Genomic DNA, 24790 nt, shown 5'->3' with positions numbered 1-24790 from the left:
GCCAGCTGGAAGCATTTCGTCTCCCGTTCCCATCATCACGCTCAGCATCTTGCACGGCGACGATGGTGAGGCGTCCCGTCCCGCCGACCATCCTTATGAATACCCATGCGTTACGCCCGTTGAGACGGATGACCGCCGAAGCATGAGGTCTCACCGCCTGCGGGTAAATACCAACAATCTAGAAAGCCTCATGATTTCTTAACCAATTTTCATCGCATTTGCTTGAGGACTTCAATGTTATGACCGCGACGACGGGAAAACCCGGATGGAGAGGCGGCAACTTTGGAAATGGCCAGCGACATCGTCTACAAGGTTCTTGACCGGATTTCCGGCGCCGGCCTGCTGGCGACCGGACTTCTGTTGCTGACTGCTTTGGCCAGTGCCCTGGTCGCCTATTGGCGCACGGTCGAGAAAAAGAGCTGGAAAGAGTTCTTCGAGTTCGCGGTCCCGCATGAGGTCATCACGCATCCTTCGGCGAAAGCCGACCTTTTGTTCTGGGTGACGCGGAAGGCGCTGATGCCATTCCTCATGCTGCCCGCCGGCGTCGTCTTCGTCAGCGCCGTCGGCTATGCGACGAACTGGTTGCTCTCCACGCTGCTGGCAATCCAGCCGCCTCTGATCGAGGGGCCGGCGGGGCCTGTGACGGTGACGATCTTCACCCTCACCATGCTGCTTGCCTACGACATTTCGTACTATCTCTATCATGTCGCCCAGCACCGCTACCCGGTGCTCTGGGAACTGCACAAGGTGCACCATTCGGCCGAGGTGATGGTCGGCATCACCAAAGATCGCGTCCACCCGCTCGACGAATTGATGAACCGGGCCTGGGACGGCGTCATTCCCGGCATCTGCTTCGGCATCTGGTCGCTGGTGTCGCTGAACCTGGTTGAACTGACGGTCTTCGGCGTCAACGTCTACATCATACGCAACATCCTGATGATGGATTTCGTCAGGCACACGCATTTCAAGATCTCGTTTGGGCCGTTGAACAATCTGATCCTGTGCCCACACTGGCATCAGTTGCACCACAGCACCGACCCGCGCCATTACGACAAGAACTTCGGGCTGCTCTTCTCGTTCTGGGATCGGCTCTTCGGAACTCTGTGCGTTCCGAGACCCGACGAGGACTTCAAGTTCGGTTTGATCGAACGCAACGTGCGCGACTACCAGTCGCTCGCAGGCCTCTATGTCATGCCGCTGCAGCGGATGTGGCGGCAGATCGCCAGACATTTCCGCGCCGACAAGCCCGAGCCACAGCAATCGCCGCAGGGGGGCAAGCCATGAACGGACCGGCCGTGTTCCGGATGCAGCAAGCGCACCGGATCGAAATTGCAACCTCGCCAGAGCGACTGGCAGAAATCGCGCCCGCCTGGGCAGCGCTCTGGCAACGCGCCGGCGGCCTCGTTTTCCAGCATCCCGACTGGATCTCGGCCTGGTGGCACACCACACCGCATCAGGACCGCCGCGGCCTCAGGATCGGCCTGGTCTGGAGCGGCGAGCGCCTCGAGGCGGTCATTGCGCTCGCGACCTTCTGGCGCTCGGGCATCCGTATGCTGGAATGGGCGGCGAAGGATCACTGCGACTATGGAGATGTCCTGCTTGCTCCCGATGCAGAGCCACAGATCCTGCCGCAACTCTGGCAACATATCCTCGACGATGGCGGCTTCGATCTTGCGTATCTCAATCGGCTGTTGCCCGATGCTCGATTCCGGACCCTGCTTGGTCCCGCCGCCCCAGGCCAGGGCAGCATTTTGCAGCCGAGCCACCGCAGCGAGGTCAGCTACCGAGTTTCCAGCGCCGGACAACGCGGCGCACAATGGTTTGAAAGCCAGTCGAAGAAAACCCGGCAAAACTATCGCCGTGGTTACAAATTCATGGAGGAAGGCGGCGCGCTGCGTTTCCGCCTGATGGATGCGCACGAAGCCCGCGAGCCGGTGCTGGAACGCGTCGCCGCGCTGAAGCGGCTATGGCTCGCAAAACACGGCCGCGTTTCGGACCTGTTCGACGAAGGTTCCCCCGCGCTGCCGGCACTGATCTCGGTTCTGGCCGGGCTTGGGTTGCTGCGCATTTTCGTGCTCGAACGCGAAGACGAGATCATCGCCATATCGATCAATTTCGAGCAGCATGGAACGATGATGGCTTTCGTCACCACCTATGATCCGGCCTTCGAACGGGCCTCGCCGGGCATGGTCTTGATGATGGATTACATCCAGTGGTCGTTCGACAGGGGCTTGACCACGATCGATTTTCTCTGCGGCGGCGAGGATTTCAAGCGCCGCTTTGCGACGCATTCGGTGATCTTGTCGTCAGTGGTGGGTGGACGAAACCTGCGCGGACGCCTTGCCGCCCTGGCAGACCGCGCCCGCCACGCGGCGCAATCCTGGCGCCCCGAGAAACCGGCGCAACAAGCGGAGCTGGTGGCGGCGGAGTAGCAGTGCCGACGCCTTTAGATCACCCGCACAGCGGCAAAGCACGATGAAACGATCGGGCAATCCCGATCAGGGCTTGCTGGTCTCTAGCTCAGAATACGCTTCGCGAAACCGGGCGCTCGACGGCCGGAGACAACCCATCCGCACGCCCTCCCGATGCTTGCTCGGCGTGAAGGCTCGATGGCAAGCGCAGGTGCGGGAACGGGGGCCGGCAGAACCACCAGTTGCGGCACCTGCTTGAAGGAAAAGCCGCCGCGGATGTCGCCCATCTTGCCGGCGACGATGCCCATGGCCGCCTTTTCGAGGCTGCGATCATAGCGCGTTTCGGCTGTGGCCGGCGCGACGATGACGGCGCAAAGCGCTGCGCCGCACAGAAGCGTTTTCATTGTTGCTGTCTCCCTGCCTGATCACGATCTAGCAGGGCGCCGTTGAAAAACGGCCAAGAGACACGGTAAGCAAAGCGCCAAACGGCAGCGTAAACAACGCGTTAAGAACGTTGGCCGGCAAACTGATTCAAGTCACTGAGACTTTGATTCAGGCGCGCTGGGCGCGAACCGTATGCCCGAGCGCGACGAACACGGTGCGCACGATGCCGGCAGCATCGAGCCCGGCATCGGCATACATCTTTTCCGGCTTCGCGTGGTCGGTAAACACGTCGGGCAGCACCAGCGGGCGCACCTTCAGGCCGCTTTCCAGCAGGCCTTCATGGGCGAGGAACTGCAGCACATGGCTGGCGAAGCCGCCGACGGCGCCCTCCTCCACCGTCACCAGAACCTCATGCGAGCGGGCCAGCCGCCGGATCAGATCCTCGTCGAGCGGCTTGGCGAAACGGGCGTCGGCGACCGTGGTGGAAAGCCCGGCAGCCCCTAGCTCCTCGGCGGCGATCAGGCAATCCTGCAGCCGTGTGCCGAAGGACAGCAATGCTACCTTGGTGCCCTCCCTGACGATGCGGCCCTTGCCGATTTCGAGCACGGAGCCACGCTCCGGCATGTCGACGCCAACGCCATTGCCGCGCGGATAGCGAAAGGCGATCGGGCCGTCATCATAGCTTGCCGCGGTGCGTACCATGTGGCGCAGCTCCGCCTCGTCGGCCGCCGCCATCACCACGAAGCCCGGCAGTGTCGCCAGGAAGGTGGTGTCGAAGGCGCCGCAATGGGTGGCGCCATCGGCGCCGACGAAGCCGGCGCGGTCGATGGGAAAGCGCACCGGTAATTTCTGGATGGCGACGTCGTGGACGACCTGGTCGTAGGCGCGCTGCAGGAAGGTGGAATAGATGGCCGCGAACGGCTTGTAGCCTTCGGTGGCGAGGCCGGCGGCGAAGGTCACCGCGTGCTGTTCGGCGATGCCGACATCGAAGGTCCTCGACGGGAACGCTTCGCCGAACAGGTCGAGGCCGGTACCGCTCGGCATGGCTGCGGTGACGGCGACGATGCGGTCGTCCTCGCGGCCCTCCTGGACCAGGCTTTCGGCGAACACCTTGGTGTAGGCCGGTGCGTTGGCCGGCGCCTTGGCCTGCGCGCCGGTGATGACGTCGAACTTGTTGACGCCGTGATATTTGTCGGCGGCGGCTTCCGCCGGCGCATAGCCCTTGCCCTTCTGGGTGACGACATGGATGAGCACCGGGCCTTCGCCATTGTCTCGGACATTTTTCAGGACCGGGATCAGATGCTCCAGATTGTGGCCGTCGATCGGGCCGATGTGATAGAAGCCGAGTTCCTCGAACAGCGTGCCGCCGGTGACGTAGCCGCGTGCATGCTCGACCGCCCTTGTGATCGCACGATCCGCACGCTTGCCGAGATAAGACGTCAGTTTTTTGCCGAAATCGCGCAGGCCGATATAGGCCTTGCCGGAGGCCAGCCGCGCCAGATAGGCGCTCATGGCGCCGGTTGGCGGCGCGATCGACATGTCGTTGTCGTTGAGAATGACGATCAGCCGTGCATCGAGCGCGCCGGCATTGTTCATCGCCTCGTAGGCCATGCCGGCAGACATGGCGCCGTCGCCGATGACGGCGATGACATTGTTGCGGCCGCCGGAGAGATCGCGGGCCGCGGCCATGCCGAGGCCGGCCGATATCGATGTCGAGGAGTGGGCAGCGCCGAAGGGATCGTACTCGCTCTCGGCGCGGCGGGTGAAGCCGGATAGGCCGCCTTCCTGGCGCAGCGTGCGGATACGGTCGCGGCGGCCGGTCAGGATCTTGTGCGGATAGGCCTGGTGGCCGACATCCCAGATCAGCCGATCATCGGGGGTGTTGAAGACATAGTGCAGCGCCACTGTCAGCTCGACCACGCCAAGGCCGGCGCCCAGATGACCACCCGTGCGGGATACCGCGTCGACCAGCTCGGCGCGAAGCTCGGACGCCAGTTGCGGCAGCTCACTCTCGGCAAGCATGCGCAGGTCGGCCGGGATGCGGGCCTTGTCGAGAAGCGGCGTATGCGGCGTTGCGTTCACGGTGCTCAGGCTTTCGGTTGATGGGCGAAATAGGCCGCCGGCCGGCGAAAGTAAATGCGTGTCAGTGACGCGGATCAGACTGTGGTCTTTTGCTTCTATGCAGGTCGTTTCCCCAAAACCGGGCCACTTTGGGCGACAGGCATCAGCTTTCCGGCAGCGGAATGAACTCTTCCTCGTCTCCTGGAACGATGTCGAAGCGGCCTGTCTTCCATTCCTCTTTCGCCTGTTCGATACGCTCTTTCGACGACGAGACGAAATTCCACCAGATGTAACGCTTCGAACCAAGAGAGGCGCCGCCGAACAGCATGAAATGCGCCCCGGTCTGCGACGACACGACGATCTCGTCACCGGGACGGAACACCAGCAGCCGTTCGGCTGGGAACACATCGCCCGAAATCGAGACCTCGCCTTCCAGCGTGTAAATGGCGCGCTCTTCCGCATCGGCAGGGATTTTCACGCTGGCGCCGGGCGCCAGGCGCAGGTCGGCGTAGAGCGTCTCCGAATCGGCCCTGACCGGGGACCGTAATCCTTGGAAATCGCCGATGATGAGGCGCCCGTTGACGCCTTCGGCATCAATCTCGGGAAGCCTGACCGCTCCTGTGTTCTCGAACACAGGAGCCACCTCTTCCTTGTCGTCCGGCAGCGCCAGCCATGTCTGCAGGCCGGATACCGACATCGGCGCGCCACGCAGTTCCTCCGGCGTACGCTCCGAATGGACGATGCCGCGGCCGGCGGTCATCAAATTCACGTCGCCGGGCTGAATGACCATTTCGGTGCCGAGGGAGTCGCGGTGCCGGATCTTGCCGTCGAACAGATAGGTGACCGTCGACAGTCCGATATGCGGATGCGGACGGACGTCCAGCGCCTGGCCGGCCCGCAGGATCGCGGGACCCATGCGGTCGAAGAAGATGAACGGACCGACCAACCGCCTTTTTGCCGTTGGCAGGGCACGGCGCACCTGAAAACCACCGATGTCCTTGGCGTTCGGAACGACCATCAATTCGATCTGATCGCTGGCGAACGCATCGCCCACCTCAGGGTCTTTCCCGGGGAAGAAGCTCATGGACTCTCCTTGTCGGTGGTCGAAGGCCGCCTGGCCGCATCAGGCAAAGCGGATGGCCGCCTTTGCCCGCAGCTTGGCCGCCACCTCTTCGCGATTGCGCGGATGCTGATGGGTTTCCAGGGAATCGAGCAGTTCGCGCGCCGAGGCCGCGATGGCGTCGACGGCATGATCGAAGGCGTGCTGGTTCTGCTTCGAGGGTCGCGTCGTTCCGCTCAGCTTGCGGACGAACTGAAGGGCCGCGTCGCGCACCTCGTCATTGGTTGCCGGCGGATCAAAATTGAACAGGGTCTTGATGTTTCTGCACATCGCTTCCGTATCTCCTCTTGTCCTTGAGCTGTTTCAATCGCAACGAGTTATAGCCTCGATCATGATCATGTCCAAAAACCGGTGAGGCGAGGCCATCGTTCGGACCGGCCTCAATCTGCGTCGAGCGGCTCCGTTCCAACCGGCTTGCCGTCGCGCGACAGCCTGATCTTCTCGACCTTGTCCTCGGCGGCCTTCAGCAGCCGGTCGCAATGCGCCTTCAGCGCCTCGCCACGTTCATAGATCCTGATCGACTGGTCGAGCGGCACGTCGCCACGCTCCAGATCATCGACGATCTTCTCCAGCGCATCGAGTGCCTGCTCGAAGCTCATCGCCTTGACGTCTTCGTTGGTCTCACCAGCCATCATTCATCCTTTCATCAGTCGCCCGACATGGGCGGCGACCGAAAATGCCAATCCCTGCAGATCGTAGCCGCCCTCGAGCAGGCTTACGAGCCGGTTGCCGCTGTGGCGTGCCGCGCGCTGCATCAACTGGCCGGTCGCCCAGTCGAAATCATCCTCGGTCAGATTGATCTCGGCCAGCGGATCGCGGTGGTGCGCGTCGAACCCAGCCGAAATGATGATCAGGTCGGGCGCGAAATTGTCGAGCGCGGGCAGGACGCGCGACAGGAAGGCATCGCGAAATACTTCGCTGCCGGTCTGCGGCGCCAGCGGTGCGTTGACGATGTTGCCGGCGCCCGTTTCGGTCTTCGCTCCGGTGCCGGGATAAAGCGGCATCTGGTGTGTCGAGCAATAGAGCACCGAGGGATCGTCCCAGAAAATATCCTGCGTGCCATTGCCGTGATGCACGTCCCAGTCGACGATGGCAACGCGCTCGACACCGTGTTTCTTCTGCGCATAACGCGCCGCGATCGCCGCCGTGTTGAACAGGCAGAAGCCCATGGCCGTGGTCTTTTCGGCATGATGGCCGGGCGGCCGGGCGGCGACGAAGACGTTGTCGGCGCGGCCCGAAAAGACATCATCGACGGCGGCGTTGGCGGCGCCGATCGCGGTGATCGCCGCTTGCCAGCTCTTCGGACTGGCAGTGGTGTCGGCATCGATGCGGGCAATGCCTTCGTCGGGAATGGCGGCGCGCACGCGGGCGACGAAATCGGCGGGATGCGCGTAGAGGATGGTGGCCTCGTCGCCTTCCGGCGCCTGGATACGATCGAGCCCGGCAAAGGCTTCCTCATCGAGCACGCGCTCGATGGCGCGCAAGCGGTCGGGCCGCTCGGGATGTCCGGGCGGCGTGAGATGCTCGAGGAAGATCGGATGCGTGTAGAGACGGGTGGTCATCGTCCTAATCTAGTGACCCGGATCGACAAAGGCCATGCACGGGCGGCCGATGACTGGGGAAAATCGCGCCTGCGTCCATTCGCGTCGCCGCGGGCATTGGCCTCGCCGGCGCTTCGGCGTAAGGTCCCTGGGTACTGCCTGGTGCCCGCCGCAAGCGGGAGAATCGGGAACACGGTTGAATTCCGTGGCGTGCCCAACGCTGTGAGGGGGACCGCGCCGGTAAATGCCACTGTCGATGACGGGAAGGCACCGGACGCGGGTTGATCCCAAGCCAGAAGACCGGCCTGGCAGGCATCGTCATCCGCATGGTCGGGCGGATGGCATCAGAGCGACGTGCGTCCATTTGGACGCACAAAGTACGCTCTGACCGTTTTGAATCTGCAATCGCAAGGGGACAAGCGATGCCGGAACATATGACCGCTGCCATTGACGATGGATTCGACCAGAATGCGCGCGATGCGGTCTATCGCGCCATGTTCACGCGGCGCGACGTGCGCAGCCATTTCCTGCCCACCGCGATCGATGACGACGTGCTGGCGCGGCTGCTGCTTGCCGCTCATCATGCGCCATCGGTCGGCTTCATGCAGCCATGGAATTTCATTGTCATTCGTGACATCGAGCGACGCGAAAGGGTGCGCGACCTGTTCCTGGCCGCGCGCGAGCAGGAACTGCCGGCGATCGAGGCGGAAAAACAGGCGCTGTACCGCAAGCTCAAGCTGGAAGGCATCTGCGAAAGCGCGCTCAACATCTGCATCACTTGCGACCGGCAGCGCTCGAAAGGTTCGCCGCTGGGACGCTGGCACAATCCGGAGATGGATCTCTACAGCACCGTCTGCGCGGTGCAGAATTTCTGGCTGGCCGCGCGTGCCGAGGGCGTTGGCGTCGGCTGGGTGAGCATCATCGAGGCTGAGGCGCTGAAGCGGCTGTTGGCCATTCCGGATCACGTAACGCCAATCGCCTATCTCTGCGTCGGCCGTGTTTCCGAGTTCGCTTCCAAACCGGACCTTGAAACGCATGGTTGGGGACGGCGGCTGCCGCTGCCGGAACTGATCATGAGCGAGACGTTTTCCGGGCAAGGCGAGACACAGCTCAAGTCCACCGTGGCGCGCCTCAACACCGTTTCTGCCTCACCAGACACCATCTGCCCGGCCGATCAGGGTGTGGCGCCGGCCGTACCCCAGCGCGAACCGCCGAAGGAGGCGAGCGCCTTGTCCTTGAGCTCCCTGAACTTCGACGACGCCTCGGCCAGCCGGGCGTCCCAGGCCGGATCCGGCACCTGGCCCGCGATGGTCTTGAAATAGACCTGCATCAGGCAAGCGATGGCGAAAGGCTCGATGAAGGCCGCCTTGAACGCCCAGGCGAAGACGATGGCGAGCACGAAAGCCCAGCCGGCGAGCTGGCCAGGCATCAGGAACAGAATCGCACCAGCAGGCGCCAGCATCATCAGAAAGATGACGAACGAAACGCCCCACATGATGACCGCCAGCCAGACGGCGTTCTTGACCATGACCTTGCCGTTCTGGGCATAGAGCACGACGCCTTGGCGCGCCGTCTCGAAGGGTGAGGCTGAATTGATGCGGATGTTGTAGCCGAGGATGATCTCGTCGACATAGGTCAGCGACAGGCGGATCACCGTGTTGATGAAGGAGACCAGGCCGCTCAGGCCCGGTATAGGCAGGAAGGCGGCGATGCCGCCGAGCAGGCCGGTGATGGCGCGGATGGCACCCTTGACGAGTTGGTCGACGACGAAAAGGATGTTGGCCTCGGCAAAACGCTGGGTCACGATATCCCTGGCGTAGGCGATCTGGTCCTGACCGCCGGGAATGTCGCGGCCGTCGATCAGATGAACCATGACGGCGATGTGGCCGGCCTTGACGATATAGAGGATGTATTCGCGGATCCAGTAGACCGCGATCGAGACGATGCCAAACCCGACCACGCCGCCCCACAGGGCAAAGGACATGGGCCCGTCGGGATCGGTGGAGATATGGCCGACGCCATAGCCGACCGAGGCTCCGGTGCCGCTCGCCATGATGTAGGCCAGCGTGATGCCGAAATAGACGATCATACGAAAGACGATGAACGGCCAGGTCCGCATCATGATGGACACCGACCGGCCGATCTCGAAATCCCACATGTGCCCCGAATCTCCGCCTCAGAGATGGTGGAAGAGGATGAACTCAACCCGGCGATTGTCAATTGCCGGCCCTGGCACCACGGGGCGACGAATTCTGGGCAACGGTTTTCTTTCGCAGCCTCTCGCCGGCGCGTTGTCTGACGGAGCATCACGAAAAACCCGCCTGTGCGGCGGGTCACCGGCGCAAATCAGCACCATGGACGAATATGTACCTTAGCTGAGGGCAGGTGTCAAGAAAAAATTCCTATCGGGAACAGCTGCCGGCACGAAAAGCTCCGGTGGGAACTTCAATTCGACTGCGGATCCGGCTTCTTGAGCAGGCCTTCGAGCAGTTGCTTGAACGCCGTCACCACCTTCTTCGACGTCGCTTCGGGGTCGCTCGAATTGGCGATCCGTTGCGCTGCCTGGCTGCTCGCTCCGTTGATCAGTCGCGAGGCCGTCTCGGGGTCGAGGCTCGAGACAACGACCCCCTCCTCCTGCAGCGCGGTCAGATGGTCGGTCATTGACACGATGCACGCACTGGCATTCGGCCATTGCGCTGGATCCCCCAGCACGGCCGGGCCATCCCGGAACATGATGCGCTGGATTTCCGGCTCCAGCGCCATCTCGATATAGGTCGAGCACTCGTCGACGAAATGCTGCCAGCGGGTCGGCGCTCTCGACGCGACCTCATTGATGCGCGCCGCCATCTCGCCGTCGATCTGGGCTATGACCGCCTGCAGCAGCCCCTTCTTGTCGCCGAAATGATGATAGAGCGCGCCGCGCGTCAGCCCGGCCGAAGCGGTGAAATCATCCATCGAGGCTTCCGCATAGCCTGTTGTGCCGAAGGCATGGCGGGCCGCCGCGATCAGCTTTGCGCGCGTCTCGGCGATCATCTCCTTGCGGGGTCTGTGCATGGCTTCTGGCCCTATTCACATACGTAACGTATGCCAATTGACATACGCGGCGTATGCTCTATTTAACAATCATACGCTTCGTATGTAATTGCCGAATCGTCCTTTGTCGAGGAACCACCCATGCAAAATCCCTATTCGGAAATCTTTCGTGCCCCCGGAGCCAAGGGCTTTGCGGCCGCCGGATTCATGGCGCGCCTGCCGATCGCCATGGCGCCCATCGGCATCGTGGCGATGCTGTCGCAGACGCGTGGCGAATACTGGCTGGCCGGAGCCGTCTCGGCAACATACGCTCTGGCCAACGCTTTCGTTGCGCCGCAGATATCGAGATTGGTGGACCGCCTGGGCCAGACACGGATCGTCGTGCCCACCACCATCATCGCGGTGCTGGCTTTCGCCGTCCTGATAGCGGCGGCCAACCAGGACTGGCCGGTGTGGACGCTGTTCGTGTCGGCCCTACTGGCCGCGGCCATGCCAAGCATGCCGGCGATGGTGCGGGCGCGCTGGACAGAGATTTTCCGCGGACGGCCGCAGATGAACACCGCATTCGCCTTCGAGTCCGCGGCCGATGAACTGGTCTATATTGCCGGGGCATCGCTATCGGTCGGTCTCAGTGCTGCCCTGTTCCCGGAAGCCGGCGTTCTGGTGAGCACATTATTTCTCGCATTCGGATCAGCGGCCTTCATCCTGCAACGCTCGACGGAGCCGCAAGTGCGGCCGGTGGACCATGGCTCAAGCGGCTCGGCGATCCGCCTGCGGCCGGTTCAGATCATCACCTTCGCCCTGATCTTCATCGGCGCGACCTTCGCGACGACGGAAGTCAGCACCGTGGCGATCACCAAGGAGCTTGGCCAGCCCGGCGCCGCCAGCCTTGTCATCGGCGTTTACGCGCTGGGATCGTTCGTGCTCGGCATCATCGTCGGCGCGCTCAGCCTGAAGGCGCCGCTGCAACGCCAGTTGGCCATCGCAGTCGCCCTCGTCGCGCTCGGCACGCTGTTGCCGCTCACCGCCGACACCGTGCCACTGCTGGCGCTGACCGTGTTCATCAGCGGCGTGGCGATCTCGCCGACCTTCATCACCGCCTTCGGCCTGATCGAGCGGCATGTGCCGGAGGCGATGCTGACCGAAGGCATTACCTGGGTCATGACCGGCATCGGCATCGGCATGGCGCTCGGCTCGTTCGCGGCCGGCGCGGTGGTCGATGCGTTCGGTGCCCAGAACGGGTTCTGGGTCTCTGTGGCTTCAGGCACGATCGCGCTGGCCACGGTGCTGCTTGGCCAGCGCAGCCTTGCCACGGCTGAGTGCGAGATGGACGGATGCGAAGCAGCCGCGATTGCTGCGGAATAGTTCCGGCGCGCCCGGGCCTTAGGCCGGGCGCGCCGCTCTAGGCGGCCGGGCCTGAAATATTGACTCTTCTTGGGTGCGCCAATGCCAAAACTATCGTTGGCGCCCCGTGCAGCATCACCTCTTTTTCGAAGACGAAGCCACATTTCTCCAGCACCCGTCGCGAAGCCGGATTGGCGGGGCGGACGAGGCCGACAACCCGATCGGCACGCAAGGGGCCGAACGCGGTGCGCAGTGCTTCCATCACCAATTCCGTGGCATAGCCATGTCCCCAGCTCGCCGGATGAAGATGATAAGACAGGTTCAGACCGTCGAAATCCGCCGATACCGTGACGCCGCCGAAGCCGACCAGCTTTTCATCCGCCTCGACCGCCCAGCGGCCAAAGCCGTGCTTGTCCCAATGACCGATGTCGCGCGTCAGCCGCGCGGCGCTCTGCTGGGCTGTATCCGGGACAGGGTCCGGACGATGAGCAACAAGCTCCCGGCGCGAAAAGAGGTCGATCAGGAAATCCAGATCAGCCTCTTCTGGGCGGCGCAGCAAAAGCCGCTCGCTGCGCTGGCTGGAAGGCAGGGACGCATTTATCCGTCTTCTCCGGCAACCGGATCGACGGGAGGCTCAGAGGATCTCGGTCTTGGCGATGTGGATGCCAAAACCTTCGAGGCCGACATAGTGGCGTTCGCGCGAGGCGATCAGGTTGATCGAGGAGATGCCGAGATCCTTGAGTATCTGGGCGCCTAGCCCGATCTCGCGCCACTCGTTTTCGCGGCGGCGCGCCTCTTCGTGATCCTCGCGGTCGCCGCTTGCCGGCCGCTTGCGCTCCTGATGCGCAACGCCGACGGAGCCTTCTCTGAGATAGACGATGACACCGCGCCTGCGCTCGCCCATTGTCTTCATGATGGCGTCGAGCCGGTGGCTGGTGCCGAAGACATCGGTCACCACATCCTCGGAATGCAGACGCACCGGCACGTCCTCGCCGTCACGAATGTCGCCGAAGACGATGGCGACGTGATGCATGGAGTCCCACGGCAGCGTGTAGGTGAAGACCTGTGCCTTGCCGCCGAGCGTGTCGATTTCCGAGCAGGCGACGCGTTCGACCAGCGTTTCCTTGCGCTGCCGGTAGGCGATGAGGTCGGCGACCGAAACCTGCCTGAGGCCATGCTCCTCGGCGAAAGCCTGCACCTGCGGACCGCGCTTGACAGTGCCGTCATCATTGACCAGCTCGGAAATGACGCCAACCGGCGGCAGGCCGGCGAGCTTGCACAGATCGACCGCTGCTTCGGTATGGCCTGAGCGCATCAGCACGCCGCCTTCGCGCGCAATCAGCGGAAAGATGTGGCCGGGGCGGACGAAATCCGAGCCACCGACATTGCCGTTGGCAAGATTGCGAACGGTCAAAGTGCGATCTTCGGCCGAGATGCCGGTCGTGGTGCCATGCTTGAAATCGACACTGACGGTGAAAGCGGTGGTGTGGGCGGAATCGTTGTCGGCGACCATGGGGGCAAGGTTCAGCCGCTTGGCTTCTTCGCGCGGCATCGGCGTACAGACGATGCCGGAGGTGTGGCGAACGATGAATGCCATCTTTTCGGGCGTGCAGTGGACAGCGGCGACGATCAGGTCGCCCTCGTTCTCGCGCCCGTCATCATCCATGACGACGACGATCTCGCCGCGTTCGAAAGCACGCAGGGCTTCGACGATTTTCTTCTGGTCGTAAGGCATAAGTGCTCGCTTTGCTCGCAGGGGAATAAGGGAGTAGGGCAGTAAGGGAGTAGGGAAAAGCAAAAAGATTTGGCCGGCCGGGCTAAGAGCGCAACATATTCCCCTATTCCCCTATTCCCCTCCCCGTCTGTCCCCGATGCCGCAGATAATGATCGGCGATCGCACAGGCAACCATTGCCTCGCCGATCGGCACGGCGCGGATGCCGACGCATGGATCGTGGCGGCCCTTGGTCATGATCTCGACGTCCTTGCCGTCCTTATCGATCGACTTTCGCGGGGTCAGGATCGACGAGGTCGGCTTGACGGCGAAACGGGCGACGATCGCCTGGCCGGTCGAGATGCCGCCGAGGATGCCGCCGGCATTGTTGGACAGGAACACCGGCTTGCCGTCATTGCCGATGCGCATCTCGTCGGCATTCTGCTCGCCGGTGATGCGGGCGGCCTCGAAGCCGTTGCCGATCTCGACGCCTTTGACCGCGTTGATCGACATCAGGCCGGAGGCGATGTCCTGGTCGAGCTTGGCATAGATCGGCGCGCCGAGGCCCGGTGGAACGCCGTCGGCGACGATCTCGATCACCGCACCGACCGAGGAGCCCGCCTTGCGGATGCCGTCGAGATACTGCGTGAAGACAGGAACGGAAGCCGGATCGGGGGTGAAGAACGGATTTTCCGCATCGCCGATGAAATTCCAGTTCCAGTTGGCGCGATCGATGGATTTCTCGCCCATCGACACCAGCGCACCGCGCACCACCACGCCGGGCACCACCTTGCGCGCCAAGGCACCGGCCGCCACTCTGGCTGCCGTCTCGCGGGCCGAGGAGCGGCCGCCGCCACGATAATCGCGCACCCCGTATTTGACGTCATAGGTGTAGTCGGCATGGCCGGGCCGGTACTGGCGGGCGATCTCGCCATAATCCTTTGAACGCTGGTCGACATTCTCGATCAGCATCGACACCGGCGTGCCGGTGGTGATCATCGTCTCGCCGTCCTCGTCGAGGATGAAACCTGACAGCACCTTCACTTCATCTGGTTCGCGACGCTGCGTCACGAAACGTGACTGTCCCGGCCGGCGCTTGTCGAGTTCGGCCTGGATCTCGTCGCGCGTAAAGCGGATGCCGGGCGGACAGCCGTCGACCACGCAGCCGAGCGACGGGCCATGGCTTTCGCCCCAGGTGGTAACGCGGAAAAGGTGGCCGAACGTGTTGTGAGACATGAAATGACCCTGCCCGGCATCGGAGCCGGCTGAAGATTGCGTTCTATTGGCGTTTTTCACAGGGGTCAAACTGTGATCTGGCGGATTTAGTTTTGACACATTCGGTTGGTTTCTGCTCTGCTCCATCCGCTGTTGAACAGCTCGCCGCCATGCCGGTGCAATGATAAAGAGGAACGATTATGCGTACCCTGATTAGCGCCGTTGCCGCCACGCTGCTGCTTTCCACCGCCGCTTTCGCCGGCCAGACCGAAGGCCTGATCAAGAAGATCGACAAGGACACGGCGACGCTGACGCTGGATGACGGCAAGTCCTACAAGCTGAACGCAGAGACCGATCTCGACGCGCTGAAGCCGGGCATGGACATCGTCATCGCCTACGATGTGACCAATGGCGAAAACGTCATCACCGACATGGAACTGCCGGACAGCTCAGCCAACTAGAGCTTCCAACCTCAATTGAATGCAGCGTTTGCGGTTCAGCTTTCGCCGAGCCGCCTGCGAAATGGCCTAGAGCGTGTCGCGTCTGAACGGATTTCAGGCGACCCGCTTTAGGTCTTTGTTTTATGTATGTCGTTCTCCCAAAACCGGGGCCACTTTTGGGCGACATGCATTAAAGCCACTCCAGACTCTGGCCTTCGAGCTTGAGCAGGCGATCCTGCGGTATTTCCAGGTTCGCTGCCTCGTCCTCGGCCAATCCCAGAACGAAACGAAACAAGGTGCGCATGACGCCGCCATGGGTCACGCATATCGTCTGGCGTTCGATCGCGTCGAAGCATGGCCTCACCCGTTCGAGCAGCATCTGATAGCTCTCGGCGCCTTCGCCGGGCGGCTGGAAGTTCCACTTGTCCAGAGCACGCGTCCCGCTTGCTCCGGGATACCGCGTCTCCAGCTCGGGAAAGGTAAATCCCTGCCAATCGCCGAAATTGACCTCGACGAGGCGCGGATCGGTTCGATAGGCATCCGGATCCAGCTTCATCGCGGCGCGAATACGCTGCATCGTTTCGCGCGTCCGTTTCATCGGACTGGCGACGAAGTCGAATTCCCAGGGATCTGGAACCAACGCAGCTAGCCGAAGCCCGTTGCCGGTCGCCTGTTCGCGGCCAAGAGCATTGAGATCGGTGTCAGCCTGCCCCTGAAGCCGCATTTCGGCGTTCCACGCGGTCTGGCCGTGGCGCGCTATATAAACCAGCGGGTACATCAGGTCTTCCGGTGCGGATCGGGACGGACGACGGTTGGGGGGTGCTAGTCCTTGACCGTCGAAATATCAGGCGCGTCGACCGCCTTCATGCCGACGACGTGGTAGCCCGAATCGACGTGGTGCACTTCACCGGTGACGCCGCGCGACAGGTCGGACAGGAAATAGACGCCGGAATCGCCGACTTCCTCCTGCGTCACCGTCTGCTTCAGCGGCGAATTGTACTCGTTCCACTTCAGGATGTAGCGGAAATCGCCGATGCCGGAAGCGGCAAGGGTCTTGATCGGGCCGGCCGAAATGGCGTTGACGCGGATCTTCTTGGCGCCGAGATCGACCGCCAGGTAGCGCACGCTGGCCTCGAGCGCCGCCTTGGCGACACCCATGACGTTGTAGTGCGGCATCACCTTTTCGGCGCCGTAGTAGGTCAGCGTCAGCAGTGAGCCGCCATCGGTCATCAGCGCCTCGGCGCGCTTGGCGATGGTGGTGAAGGAATAGACCGAAATGTCCATTGTGCGCAGGAAATTGTCGCGTGACGTCTCGACATAGCGGCCAGTCAGCTCATCCTTGTCGGAGAAGGCAATGGCGTGGACGAGGAAATCAAGCTTGCCCCAATGTTTGGCGACATTGGCGAAAACCTCATCCAGGCTCGCCGGATCGGTGACGTCGCAATGGCCGGCGACAAAGGCGCCCAGTTCCGCCGCCAGCGGCTCGACACGCTTCTTGAACGCCTCGCCCTGATAGGTCAGCGCTATCTCGGCGCCATGATCGACGCAGGCCTTGGCGATGCCATAAGCGATCGACCTATTGTTGGCGACGCCAAGAATGAGGCCGCGCTTGCCGGCCATTAGGCCCTGTCCACCCGCCATGTGAGCGCTCTCCGCAAGATTTCAGCTTTGTGGGTTGCCCTATCGCACAGGCACAGAGCCCCTTCAAGCGCTCAAAACGGACAGTTCAGGGGACAAAAGCCGCCGATCAGCCTTTTTGGCTGCGCAACAGCGCTTCGAGCGCGCTGTCACCGCCTTCCGGCAGCATGATACGCACATGAGCGTAGAGATCGCCGTGACCGCCGGCCTTTTCCGGCAGGCCTCTGCCCTTCAGCCGCAGGACCTTGTCGGAGCTCGACCAGGCCGGAATGTTGACGGCGAGCCTGCCGGTCGGCGTCTCGACAGGCACCTTGGCGCCGAGCACGGCATCCGCCAGTGCCACCGGCAGATCGGCGTGCAGGTCGCGGCCTTCGATGCGGTAGCGTGGATGCCGGCGCAGATGGATCTTGACCAGCGCGTCGCCTGGCTGGCCCGGCCCCTGCTCGCCTTGGCCCTTGAGGCGGATGGTCTGGCCATCCTCGACATAGGCCGGCAGCTTGACCGCCACCTTGCGGCCGTCGGGGAACATCGCCGTCACCTTTTCAGCGGTCGCCGCTTCCTCGATGGTGACGTCGAGCGTCACGTTCAGATCGGCAGCGGTCGTCTGCTGGCGGCGATCGCCCATGCCGGGACCGCGCGCGCCGGAGAAAGTGTCGCCAAAAATCTGGCTGAAGATGTCGCTGTTGCCGTCGAACGGATCGCCACCGGGTCGACCGGAGCGGAATTCGAACCGCGAGCCGCCCGGACCTTGCTGCCGGCGAAAGCCGCCAAACGGATCGCCGCCACCGGCAGCGCCCTCAAAGCCCTGGAATCGCGGCTTGCCGTCGGCGTCGATCTCGCCGCGATCGAAAGCGGCGCGATTCTTTTCGTCGCCGACGATCTCGTAGGCCTGGTTGGCTGCGGCAAAACGGTCCTTCGCCTTTGGATCATTCGGATTCTGGTCCGGATGATGCTTTTTGGCGAGTTTCCGGTACGCCGACTTTATGTCTTTGGCCGATGCGTTCCTGGCAACGCCCAGCACCTCATAGGGGTCGCGCATGCTTACTGCCCTGGAGAAGAGTTGAGTCTCTGGTTGCCTCTTATATGCGCTCCCATAGGAAGAAATTCCAGTGCTGGAGCCGCATATCAGACGCGGAAAATCAGAGCGCCTTGAAGTCCTGCATGCGCCAGCCGCCGGCGCTGGCCAGGCACAGTTCGCCTTCGAACATGGCAACGCCGTCAAAGCTTTCGCGCGAGGCCTTGAAGCGGCGGCAGGTCTGGCCGTTGTCCTTCAATTCCGCCAGATCGGTGATGGAACCGCGCGAGCCGGTACCGGCATTGGCCCATGGGACGGCCTGCCCGCCGAGTTGCTCGATGTCGGCCGAGGAGACTGCATTGCCGATCGTCGTCTGGTCGGAGTCGCGATCCAGACTGGCCGGCGCGGCCGAGGCCGATGTGCTGCTGGTCAGGATCGAGCGGTCGACTTCGGCTTTTTCCAGGCTGAAGCCGCCGGCGCCACAAGCGGCAAGCGGCAAGGCGACCGCCACGATCGCGGCTTTCGCGCTGGCCGAAGCGATAACGCTCCATTGCCTGCTGTCAAAAGCTTGCGCGATAAGCGACAATCGGCAGCCTCCCCCTTGCTTCGTTAAGAATCTTGGCTTTGTAAGAATCTTCGTGACAATTTGAGAAAAACTATGAGTGACACTGAGTTAACAAGCGGTGACTTTACCGAGGCTGCCGAGCCGTTTCGCCTGTTTGCCGCATGGCTGGACGACGCAACGAAAAGCGAGCCGAACGACCCCAACGGCGTGGCCCTGGCGACCGTCGATACCGACGGCATGCCGGATGTGCGCATGGTTTTGCTCAAGGGGTTCGATGAAAGCGGGTTTGTCTTCTACACGAATTTCGAGAGCGCCAAGGGCCAGGAGATTCTTGGCAGCATGAAGGCGGCGATGTGTTTCCATTGGAAATCACTGCGCCGCCAGGTACGCATTCGCGGACCGGTGGAGATCGTCAGCGACGCCGAAGCCGACGCCTACTATGCGACACGGCCGCGCGGCAGCCGCATCGGCGCATGGGCCTCGAAACAATCGCGGCCGCTGGAAAGCCGCTTTGCGCTGGAGAAGGCAGTGGCCGAATACACGGCACGCTACCCGATCGGCGAGATCCCGCGGCCAAAGCACTGGTCCGGCTTCCGAATCGTGCCCACGACAATCGAGTTCTGGCACGACAGGCCGTTCCGCCTGCACGACCGGCTCGTCTTCAGCCGCAACGCGAAAGGCGACTGGGACAAGACGAGGCTTTATCCCTGAAGAAGAGGCTCAGGCCTTCTTTCTCGTCATGAACGCGGTGAGCGCGGCGCGCGCCTCATCGGACTTCAGGCGCTCGCGAAAATGCTCGCTTTCCTCGCCGATGCGGGCGACGAGGTCGTCGCGCGAGCCGCGCATCAGGTCGCGCGCGATCTTCAACGCCTGCGGCGGCTTGGCCGCGATCTGGCCGGCGGCCGCCAGCACCGAGGCCTCCAGTGCTGCTTCCTCGACCACCTCGTAGATCAGGCCGGCGGCCTTCGCCCGTTCAGCCGAAAAGCCCTCGCCGAGGCCGAGCAGCGCGAAAGCGCCTTGCTGGCCCAGTATGCGCGGCGCCAAAAGACTCGATCCCGCCTCAGGCACCAGGCCAAGGTCGACGAAAGGTGTCCTGAACACGGTGCGTGGCGTGGCGAAGGTCAGGTCGCAATGCAGGTTGAGCGTCGTGCCGATGCCGACCGCGATGCCGTCGACGCCGGAGACCATGGGTTTCTCGACCTTGGCCAGCGCCATCAGGAAGTCCCAGACTTCGGTGCCGCCGTCACCGCCGGTGGCGATGACCATGAAGTCGGCAAGGTCGTTGCCTGAGGAGAAGGCGCCGGGCACGCCGAGAAAGACATGGACGCGGATCTCCGGGTCGGCGTCGCCTTCAGCCAGACTTTTTGACATTTTCGCATACATGGCGCGCGTCAGCGCGTTCTTCTTGTCCGGCCGGTTCATGCGGATGATCTGGATGGCGCCCTGGCGCTCGACGAGGATATGGTCTGTCACGGTTCTTTCCTTGTGAACGTCAGGCGGAAATCAGCGTTTTTCCGGCAGCGGCGAGGCTTTCGGCGCCATCGATGACGCGCGCCCGCAAAGCGCTGACCTCGCCGAGCAGGTTTTCGGCGAAGAAGCGGCAAAGGGGAATACGGCCTTGATCGGCAAGAGCGCCGCGCGCCAGATAGGCGCCGCCGGCGGCAAGCGAGATCAGCCTGAGATAGGGCGTCGCGCCCGCCAGCGCCTCGTCCGCCCGGCCTTCGGCCGCCAGTTTCTGCAGGAAGCGGGTCGCTTCGCCGAGATCGCCAAGTGCCGCGTCGAGAGCGTCGGCGGTGCGGCCGAAACCCTGCAGGTTCGAGGTCCGCACCGCTGCGGCCATATCAGCCAGTTCGGCGATGTAACCATGCACATGGTTGCCGCCGCCGAGCGGCAGCTTGCGCATCACCAGATCGATCGCCTGGATGCCGTTGGTGCCCTCGTAGATCGGTGCGATGCGCGCATCACGATAGAAGGCGGCCGCTCCCGTCTCCTCGATGAAGCCCATGCCGCCATGAACCTGGAGGCCGAGTGAGGCAACCTCGACGCCGATATCGGTCGAGAAGGCCTTTGCCAGCGGCGTCAGCAGATTGGCGCGGTCGCGCCAGTGTGCCGCCTCGTCACCGGCGGAGACACGGGCCATGTCGATGGCGTGGGCACAGGAATAGCTGATGGCGCGCGCGGTTTGGGTCAGCGCCTTCATGGTCAGCAGGTTACGCTGGACATCGGGGTGATGGACGATCGGCGCCATACCCGTGCCAGTGTAGCTCGCTGCCTTGCCCTGCCGGCGTTCATTGGCATAGGCGATCGCCTTCTGCGTTGCGGCTTCCGCGACCGCTACCCCCTGCATGCCGACACAAAGCCGCGCATTGTTCATCATCGTGAACATGCAGGCGAGGCCCTTGTTCTCCTCGCCGATCAGCCAGCCGATAGCGCCGGGCTTGGCGCCCTGGAAACCGTCGCCATAGATCATGGTGCAGGTCGGCGAGGCGTGGATGCCGAGCTTGTGCTCAAGTCCGGAACAAAAGACATCGTTGCGGGCGCCGAGCGCGCCATCGTCGCCGACCAGGAATTTCGGCACCAGGAACAGCGATACGCCGCGCGTGCCGGCCGGCGCATCGGGCAGCCGCGCCAGCACCAGATGGATGATGTTGTCGGTGAAGTCGTGCTCGCCATAGGTGATGAAGATTTTCTGGCCGAAGATGCGGTAGCTGCCGTCACCCACCGGCTCCGCGCGGGCGCGCAAGGCGGCGAGGTCCGAACCGGCTTGCGGCTCGGTCAGGTTCATCGTGCCCATCCACTCGCCGGAGACGAGCTTTTCGAGATACTTTGCCTTGAGGTCTGTGGAGGCGTGTTTGTCGAGCGCTTCGACAGCGCCCATGGTCAGCGTCGGGCCGATGCCGAAGGCCATGGCCGCGGAGTTCCACATTTCGAGCGCGGCAACGCCAAGCATGGTCGGCAGCGCCTGGCCGCCATATTCCTCAGGCCCGGAGAGCGCATTCCAGCCGCCATCGATCCAGCGGCGATAGAGTTCCTTCCAGCCGGGCGGTGTGGTGACGGCAGCGTCCTTCAGCACGGCACCTTGCCGATCGCCGATCGTGTAGAGCGGTGCGACCTCTTCAGTGGCGAAGCGGCCGGCCTCGCCAAGAACGGCATCGACCAGGTCATCGCCGAGATCGCCGAACCTGCCGGCATCGAGCGCCGATTTCATGCCGGCGACGTGCTTGAGCGTGAAAGCAATATCCTCGACCGGTGCCCTATACATGCCGCTCACTCCTCCCGATGCATCGGCCCGCCCAACACTAGAGCCGGTGCCGCTGCAAAACCACCCGCCGTATCAGCGGTCTTCCCATCTTCTTTTTACGTAAACGTCAAATTTTGTCACGCGGATTTTGCAATCGCGGCGGCGCGTATTAAGTTCAATCCATGCCGGATCAAGTCGACCGGCGACGGATCAGAACCAGCCAACCGGAACCGCCCATGCTTGCGAGACCCGACGCCTATCGCTGCATCGAATGCGGCCTGCCCTATCGAGCGGAGGGGTTCTGCTACCATGGCGGCAGACTGGACCACGGGGCCGCCTACTGGTCGGATCGCGGCATATTATGCTCGCCGCAATGCTCACTCGCCCACCACCGCAAACGCGCCGCCGAGGGCACGCTGCGGCAAGAGCCGGCTCCGGACCCGTTTGAGGTTCAGCCGTTCGTCCGACGCTAGTTTTTTCTGGCGCCAAGCTCCGAGAAGCAAATCCTTAACCATAGCGGTTCAGCATTTGTGTTTGATCAACGGGGGTTCCCTGTTTTTGAAAAGGACGGCGCGCCTCCTTCGCCGCACAGCGCTTCTCGCCTTGGCGGCGACGATGGCGCTGTCGACGGCGGCAAAGGCCTCGGATTTTTCCGAGCCGTGGAAGAACGCCGACCGCGCCCTGGTCGTGGATGCCTACGAGTACAATTCCATCGACTGGGGCCAACTTGCCACCGACAAGAGGATCGTCGGCTTCATCAACAAGGCGTCCGACGGGATGCCGCCGCCCTATTTCTGCTTGGGCGTCGACACCGAGGTGAAGCTTTGCAAGGCGCTGTGGAAACGCCATGCGGTGACGCGCGAACTGTTCCAGACGCGCCGGGTGGTGGCCAAGGCACTCGGCCTGAAATGGGGCGCCTATCACCTTGCCCGCCCCGGCAATCCGGTCGAGCAGGCCAATAATTTCCTCGATTTCGCCGAGCCTGCACCGGACGATCTCATGGCTCTCGACATCGAGGGCAACGATCCCTCGCAATGGATGTCGCTCGATGATGCCGAGGAGTTCGTGCGCCAGGTGCATCGGCGCATCGGCCGTTTCCCGGTGCTCTACACCAACGGCAAAACGGCCCAGTACATTGCCGACAACAGTTACAGATACCGGCTCCTATCGCGGCTGCCACTCTGGTATGCCCGCTACAAGCCTGACATCGATGTGCATTTTCCGATGGGCAACTGGCAGGGCTACGCGCTGTGGCAGTTTTCGGCACAAGCCAATTGCGGCAGGTTCCACTGCCCTTACAGGGTTACCGGCACGCCCAAGGATATCGACGTCAATGTCGCGCCGATGGACGCCGCAACGCTGCGCGCGCAATGGCCGTTCGGCGGGCTTATCGACGTGCCGCCGGACTATCTCGCCTCCATACCGCTACCGGTTTCACGCGAGGCCGGCCTCGCCGGCAATGTCACCATCACCTATGCGTCTGTGGCCGCGCCGCCGACTTTCGAGGACATGGTCGCAGCGTTGGGCACACGCTGGTCCCGTTTCCGCGACGGCTTCCGCATGCCGGTCGTGAAGACGGTGCCCCGGAGACCGAGTTTCGGCATTGTCCAATATGTCGCCTGGAAGCGGACCGAGCAGCGTTCGCCGGCGCAGCTCGACGCCGCCTTTGCCGCAGCCGATCCACTCAGCACCGCTTCGACCAAGATCGATCGCGGTTTGCGGTAGACTGCCGACCCTCCAATACCGACTTTCAGCCAGCCTGCTCGCGCGCCACGGCCTGCCAGCCGATGTCACGACGGCAGAAGCCGTCCGGCCAGTCGATGCGGTCGAGCGCCGCATAGGCTCGTTTCTGCGCCTCGCCGACCGTGCTTCCCGTCGCCGTGACATTGAGGACGCGGCCGCCATTGGCAACCAGCGCGCCGCCGTTGATGGCGGTGCCGGCATGGAATATCTGGACGCCGTCGCCCGCCGCATCTTCGACACCGCGGATGACCGAGCCCTTTTCCGGCGTGCCGGGATAGCCTCTCGCCGCCATCACCACGGTGAGTGCTGCCTCGTCGCGCCAGCGCACCGAGGTGTGGGCAAGTTGGCCATCAACTGCCGCGTTGAGCAGAACCAGCAGATCGTCCTTCAGCCGCATCATCAGCACCTGGCATTCCGGGTCGCCGAAACGAGTGTTGTATTCGATCAGCTTCGGCCCCTTCTCTGTGATCATCAGCCCGGCAAACAGCACGCCGGAGAACGGCGCGCCAAGTTCGGCCATGCCGCGCATGGTCGGCTCGATGATCTCGCGCATGGTGCGCTCGACCAGTTCCGGCGTCATCACCGGGGCCGGCGAATAGGCCCCCATGCCGCCGGTGTTGGGACCGGTATCGCCATCGCCAACGCGCTTGTGATCCTGCGCGGTGCCGAAGGGCAGCGCGGTGGTACCGTCGCAGAGGCAGAAAAAGCTCGCCTCCTCGCCGGTCATGAACTCCTCGACCACCACTTCCGCGCCGGCGGCGCCGAATGAGCCCTCGAAACAGGCATCGAGTGCTGTCCGCGCTTCGTCGAGCGTCATGGCAACGGTGACGCCCTTGCCGGCAGCCAACCCATCCGCCTTGATGACGATCGGTGCGCCCATCTTCTCGACATAGGCCTTCGCGGAGGCCAGATCGCCGAAGCGGCCATAGGCGGCGGTAGGGATGTCGTAGCGGGCACAGAGATCCTTGGTGAAACCCTTCGAACCCTCAAGCTGTGCGGCGGCTTTGGAGGGTCCGAAGACGCGGATGTCTTGCGCGCGCAGATCGTCGGCAATGCCGGCGACCAGCGGCCCTTCCGGGCCAACGACCACGAGGTCGATTTTTTTGTCCTTGCAGAACGCGGCCACGGCGGCATTGTCGGCTATATCCAGCTTCACCAGTTCGGCCTCGCTGCCGATGCCCGGATTGCCGGGGGCAGCATAAAGCTTCGTCAGCAGCGGCGATGCGGCGATCTTCCAGGCGAGCGCATGTTCGCGGCCGCCGGAGCCGAGAAGAAGAACGTTCATGGCCACCTCTTGATGCTAACCCTTGAAGAGCACCCGCTATTG

At 63.0% G+C, this 24790-nt stretch carries 25 protein-coding genes, 1 pseudogene and 1 riboswitch; of the genes and pseudogenes, 8 read left to right on the top strand and 18 right to left on the bottom strand.

Going from position 1 to position 24790, the window contains the following annotated elements; translation table 11 throughout:
- Positions 1-288: 288 nt before the first annotated feature.
- Both P3C39_RS15485 and P3C39_RS15480 read left to right on the top strand, forming a co-directional pair.
- Positions 289-1284 carry a sterol desaturase family protein gene (locus P3C39_RS15485; RefSeq protein WP_032809851.1) on the top strand — a complete coding sequence of 332 codons (996 nt, stop codon included), beginning with the start codon at positions 289-291 and terminating at the stop codon, positions 1282-1284.
- Positions 1209-2432: a GNAT family N-acetyltransferase gene (locus tag P3C39_RS15480; RefSeq protein WP_224621857.1), complete on the top strand. Its 1224-nt coding sequence runs from the start codon at positions 1209-1211 to the stop codon at positions 2430-2432. Before P3C39_RS15485 ends, P3C39_RS15480 begins: the two co-directional genes overlap by 76 nt.
- An 83-nt stretch (positions 2433-2515) precedes the next feature.
- On the opposite strand, the gene P3C39_RS15475 is transcribed toward P3C39_RS15480, so the two are convergent.
- The 6 genes from P3C39_RS15475 to P3C39_RS15450 form a co-directional block, all read right to left on the bottom strand.
- Positions 2516-2815: a hypothetical protein gene (locus P3C39_RS15475; protein ID WP_275953740.1), complete on the bottom strand. Its 300-nt coding sequence runs from the start codon at positions 2813-2815 to the stop codon at positions 2516-2518.
- Between the two features lie 148 nt (positions 2816-2963).
- Complete coding sequence (gene dxs, locus P3C39_RS15470) at positions 2964-4877, bottom strand: 1-deoxy-D-xylulose-5-phosphate synthase (RefSeq protein ID WP_024503605.1); 1914 nt, start codon at positions 4875-4877, stop codon at positions 2964-2966.
- Positions 4878-5019: 142 nt separating this feature from the next.
- Positions 5020-5940, bottom strand: a complete 921-nt coding sequence (locus tag P3C39_RS15465; RefSeq protein ID WP_064995138.1) for a pirin family protein — start codon at positions 5938-5940, stop codon at positions 5020-5022.
- 39 nt (positions 5941-5979) lie between these two features.
- Positions 5980-6246, bottom strand: coding sequence for a DUF2277 domain-containing protein (locus P3C39_RS15460; RefSeq protein WP_013532791.1), 267 nt, complete (start codon positions 6244-6246; stop codon positions 5980-5982).
- 110 nt (positions 6247-6356) lie between these two features.
- Positions 6357-6608 carry an exodeoxyribonuclease VII small subunit gene (locus tag P3C39_RS15455; protein WP_013532792.1) on the bottom strand — a complete coding sequence of 84 codons (252 nt, stop codon included), beginning with the start codon at positions 6606-6608 and terminating at the stop codon, positions 6357-6359.
- A 3-nt stretch (positions 6609-6611) separates the two neighbouring features.
- The gene (locus P3C39_RS15450) at positions 6612-7538 is read right to left on the bottom strand and encodes a histone deacetylase family protein (protein WP_063167671.1); all 927 of its coding nucleotides are present in this window, start codon (positions 7536-7538) and stop codon (positions 6612-6614) included.
- Positions 7539-7660: 122 nt separating this feature from the next.
- A riboswitch (cobalamin riboswitch) is annotated at positions 7661-7841 on the top strand.
- Between the two features lie 2 nt (positions 7842-7843).
- On the opposite strand from P3C39_RS15450, the pseudogene bluB reads away from it, so the two are divergent.
- Positions 7844-8569, top strand: a pseudogene (bluB, locus tag P3C39_RS15445) (5,6-dimethylbenzimidazole synthase); the annotation flags it as partial.
- Positions 8570-8691: 122 nt separating this feature from the next.
- On the opposite strand, the gene P3C39_RS15440 reads toward bluB, so the two are convergent.
- Both P3C39_RS15440 and P3C39_RS15435 read right to left on the bottom strand, forming a co-directional pair.
- Positions 8692-9675, bottom strand: coding sequence for a hypothetical protein (locus P3C39_RS15440; RefSeq protein WP_275953743.1), 984 nt, complete (start codon positions 9673-9675; stop codon positions 8692-8694).
- A 287-nt stretch (positions 9676-9962) separates the two neighbouring features.
- On the bottom strand, positions 9963-10571 hold the full coding sequence (locus P3C39_RS15435) for a TetR/AcrR family transcriptional regulator (RefSeq protein WP_064995135.1): 609 nt from the start codon (positions 10569-10571) through the stop codon (positions 9963-9965).
- 120 nt (positions 10572-10691) lie between these two features.
- On the opposite strand from P3C39_RS15435, the gene P3C39_RS15430 reads away from it, so the two are divergent.
- Positions 10692-11915 (top strand): MFS transporter, encoded by a 1224-nt coding sequence (locus tag P3C39_RS15430; RefSeq protein WP_027164157.1) that lies wholly within the window; start codon positions 10692-10694, stop codon positions 11913-11915.
- A 37-nt stretch (positions 11916-11952) separates the two neighbouring features.
- On the opposite strand, the gene P3C39_RS15425 is transcribed toward P3C39_RS15430, so the two are convergent.
- The 3 genes from P3C39_RS15425 to aroC all read right to left on the bottom strand — a co-directional run bounded on the left by P3C39_RS15425 (position 11953) and on the right by aroC (position 14842).
- Positions 11953-12495, bottom strand: a complete 543-nt coding sequence (locus tag P3C39_RS15425) for a GNAT family protein (RefSeq protein ID WP_275953901.1) — start codon at positions 12493-12495, stop codon at positions 11953-11955.
- Between the two features lie 33 nt (positions 12496-12528).
- Complete coding sequence (gene ribB, locus P3C39_RS15420) at positions 12529-13629, bottom strand: 3,4-dihydroxy-2-butanone-4-phosphate synthase (RefSeq protein ID WP_275953744.1); 1101 nt, start codon at positions 13627-13629, stop codon at positions 12529-12531.
- 103 nt (positions 13630-13732) lie between these two features.
- Positions 13733-14842 (bottom strand): chorismate synthase, encoded by a 1110-nt coding sequence (gene aroC / locus P3C39_RS15415; protein ID WP_013532800.1) that lies wholly within the window; start codon positions 14840-14842, stop codon positions 13733-13735.
- 179 nt (positions 14843-15021) lie between these two features.
- On the opposite strand from aroC, the gene P3C39_RS15410 reads away from it, so the two are divergent.
- On the top strand, positions 15022-15282 hold the full coding sequence (locus P3C39_RS15410; RefSeq protein ID WP_013532801.1) for a DUF1344 domain-containing protein: 261 nt from the start codon (positions 15022-15024) through the stop codon (positions 15280-15282).
- Positions 15283-15451: 169 nt separating this feature from the next.
- On the opposite strand, the gene P3C39_RS15405 is transcribed toward P3C39_RS15410, so the two are convergent.
- From P3C39_RS15405 to P3C39_RS15390, 4 genes are all read right to left on the bottom strand, one after another.
- The gene (locus P3C39_RS15405; protein WP_275953745.1) at positions 15452-16039 is read right to left on the bottom strand and encodes a histidine phosphatase family protein; all 588 of its coding nucleotides are present in this window, start codon (positions 16037-16039) and stop codon (positions 15452-15454) included.
- A 44-nt stretch (positions 16040-16083) separates the two neighbouring features.
- A complete protein-coding gene (gene fabI, locus P3C39_RS15400) occupies positions 16084-16902 on the bottom strand; it encodes an enoyl-ACP reductase FabI (RefSeq protein WP_013532803.1) in 819 nt (272 codons plus the stop codon).
- A gap of 106 nt (positions 16903-17008) precedes the next feature.
- Positions 17009-17938: a J domain-containing protein gene (locus tag P3C39_RS15395; RefSeq protein WP_127366791.1), complete on the bottom strand. Its 930-nt coding sequence runs from the start codon at positions 17936-17938 to the stop codon at positions 17009-17011.
- A 100-nt stretch (positions 17939-18038) separates the two neighbouring features.
- Positions 18039-18500, bottom strand: a complete 462-nt coding sequence (locus tag P3C39_RS15390; RefSeq protein ID WP_013532805.1) for an RT0821/Lpp0805 family surface protein — start codon at positions 18498-18500, stop codon at positions 18039-18041.
- Positions 18501-18572: 72 nt separating this feature from the next.
- On the opposite strand from P3C39_RS15390, the gene pdxH reads away from it, so the two are divergent.
- A complete protein-coding gene (gene pdxH, locus P3C39_RS15385; protein WP_063171648.1) occupies positions 18573-19190 on the top strand; it encodes a pyridoxamine 5'-phosphate oxidase in 618 nt (205 codons plus the stop codon).
- 9 nt (positions 19191-19199) lie between these two features.
- Here the strand turns inward: pdxH and P3C39_RS15380 are convergent, their stop codons facing one another.
- Positions 19200-19952: a crotonase/enoyl-CoA hydratase family protein gene (locus P3C39_RS15380; protein ID WP_024503596.1), complete on the bottom strand. Its 753-nt coding sequence runs from the start codon at positions 19950-19952 to the stop codon at positions 19200-19202.
- 19 nt (positions 19953-19971) lie between these two features.
- Complete coding sequence (locus P3C39_RS15375; RefSeq protein ID WP_275953746.1) at positions 19972-21741, bottom strand: acyl-CoA dehydrogenase; 1770 nt, start codon at positions 21739-21741, stop codon at positions 19972-19974.
- A gap of 215 nt (positions 21742-21956) precedes the next feature.
- Between P3C39_RS15375 and P3C39_RS15370 the strand changes: the two genes are divergently transcribed.
- Together P3C39_RS15370 and P3C39_RS15365 are read left to right on the top strand one after the other, a co-directional pair.
- Entirely contained in the window at positions 21957-22193 is a 237-nt protein-coding gene (locus P3C39_RS15370) for a hypothetical protein (RefSeq protein WP_275953747.1), read from the top strand.
- A 142-nt stretch (positions 22194-22335) separates the two neighbouring features.
- Positions 22336-23445, top strand: coding sequence for a glycoside hydrolase family 25 protein (locus P3C39_RS15365; RefSeq protein ID WP_275953748.1), 1110 nt, complete (start codon positions 22336-22338; stop codon positions 23443-23445).
- A gap of 25 nt (positions 23446-23470) precedes the next feature.
- Here P3C39_RS15365 and purD read toward each other — a convergent pair whose 3' ends face one another.
- On the bottom strand, positions 23471-24748 hold the full coding sequence (gene purD / locus P3C39_RS15360; RefSeq protein ID WP_275953749.1) for a phosphoribosylamine--glycine ligase: 1278 nt from the start codon (positions 24746-24748) through the stop codon (positions 23471-23473).
- Positions 24749-24790 lie beyond the last annotated feature (42 nt).

This window comes from Mesorhizobium sp. XAP4, assembly GCF_029269325.1.
Taxonomy (GTDB): Bacteria; Pseudomonadota; Alphaproteobacteria; order Rhizobiales; family Rhizobiaceae; genus Mesorhizobium; species Mesorhizobium ciceri.
The sequence above is the reverse complement of the archived record's forward strand: the minus strand, read 5'-3'. Positions and strand labels throughout refer to the sequence as shown.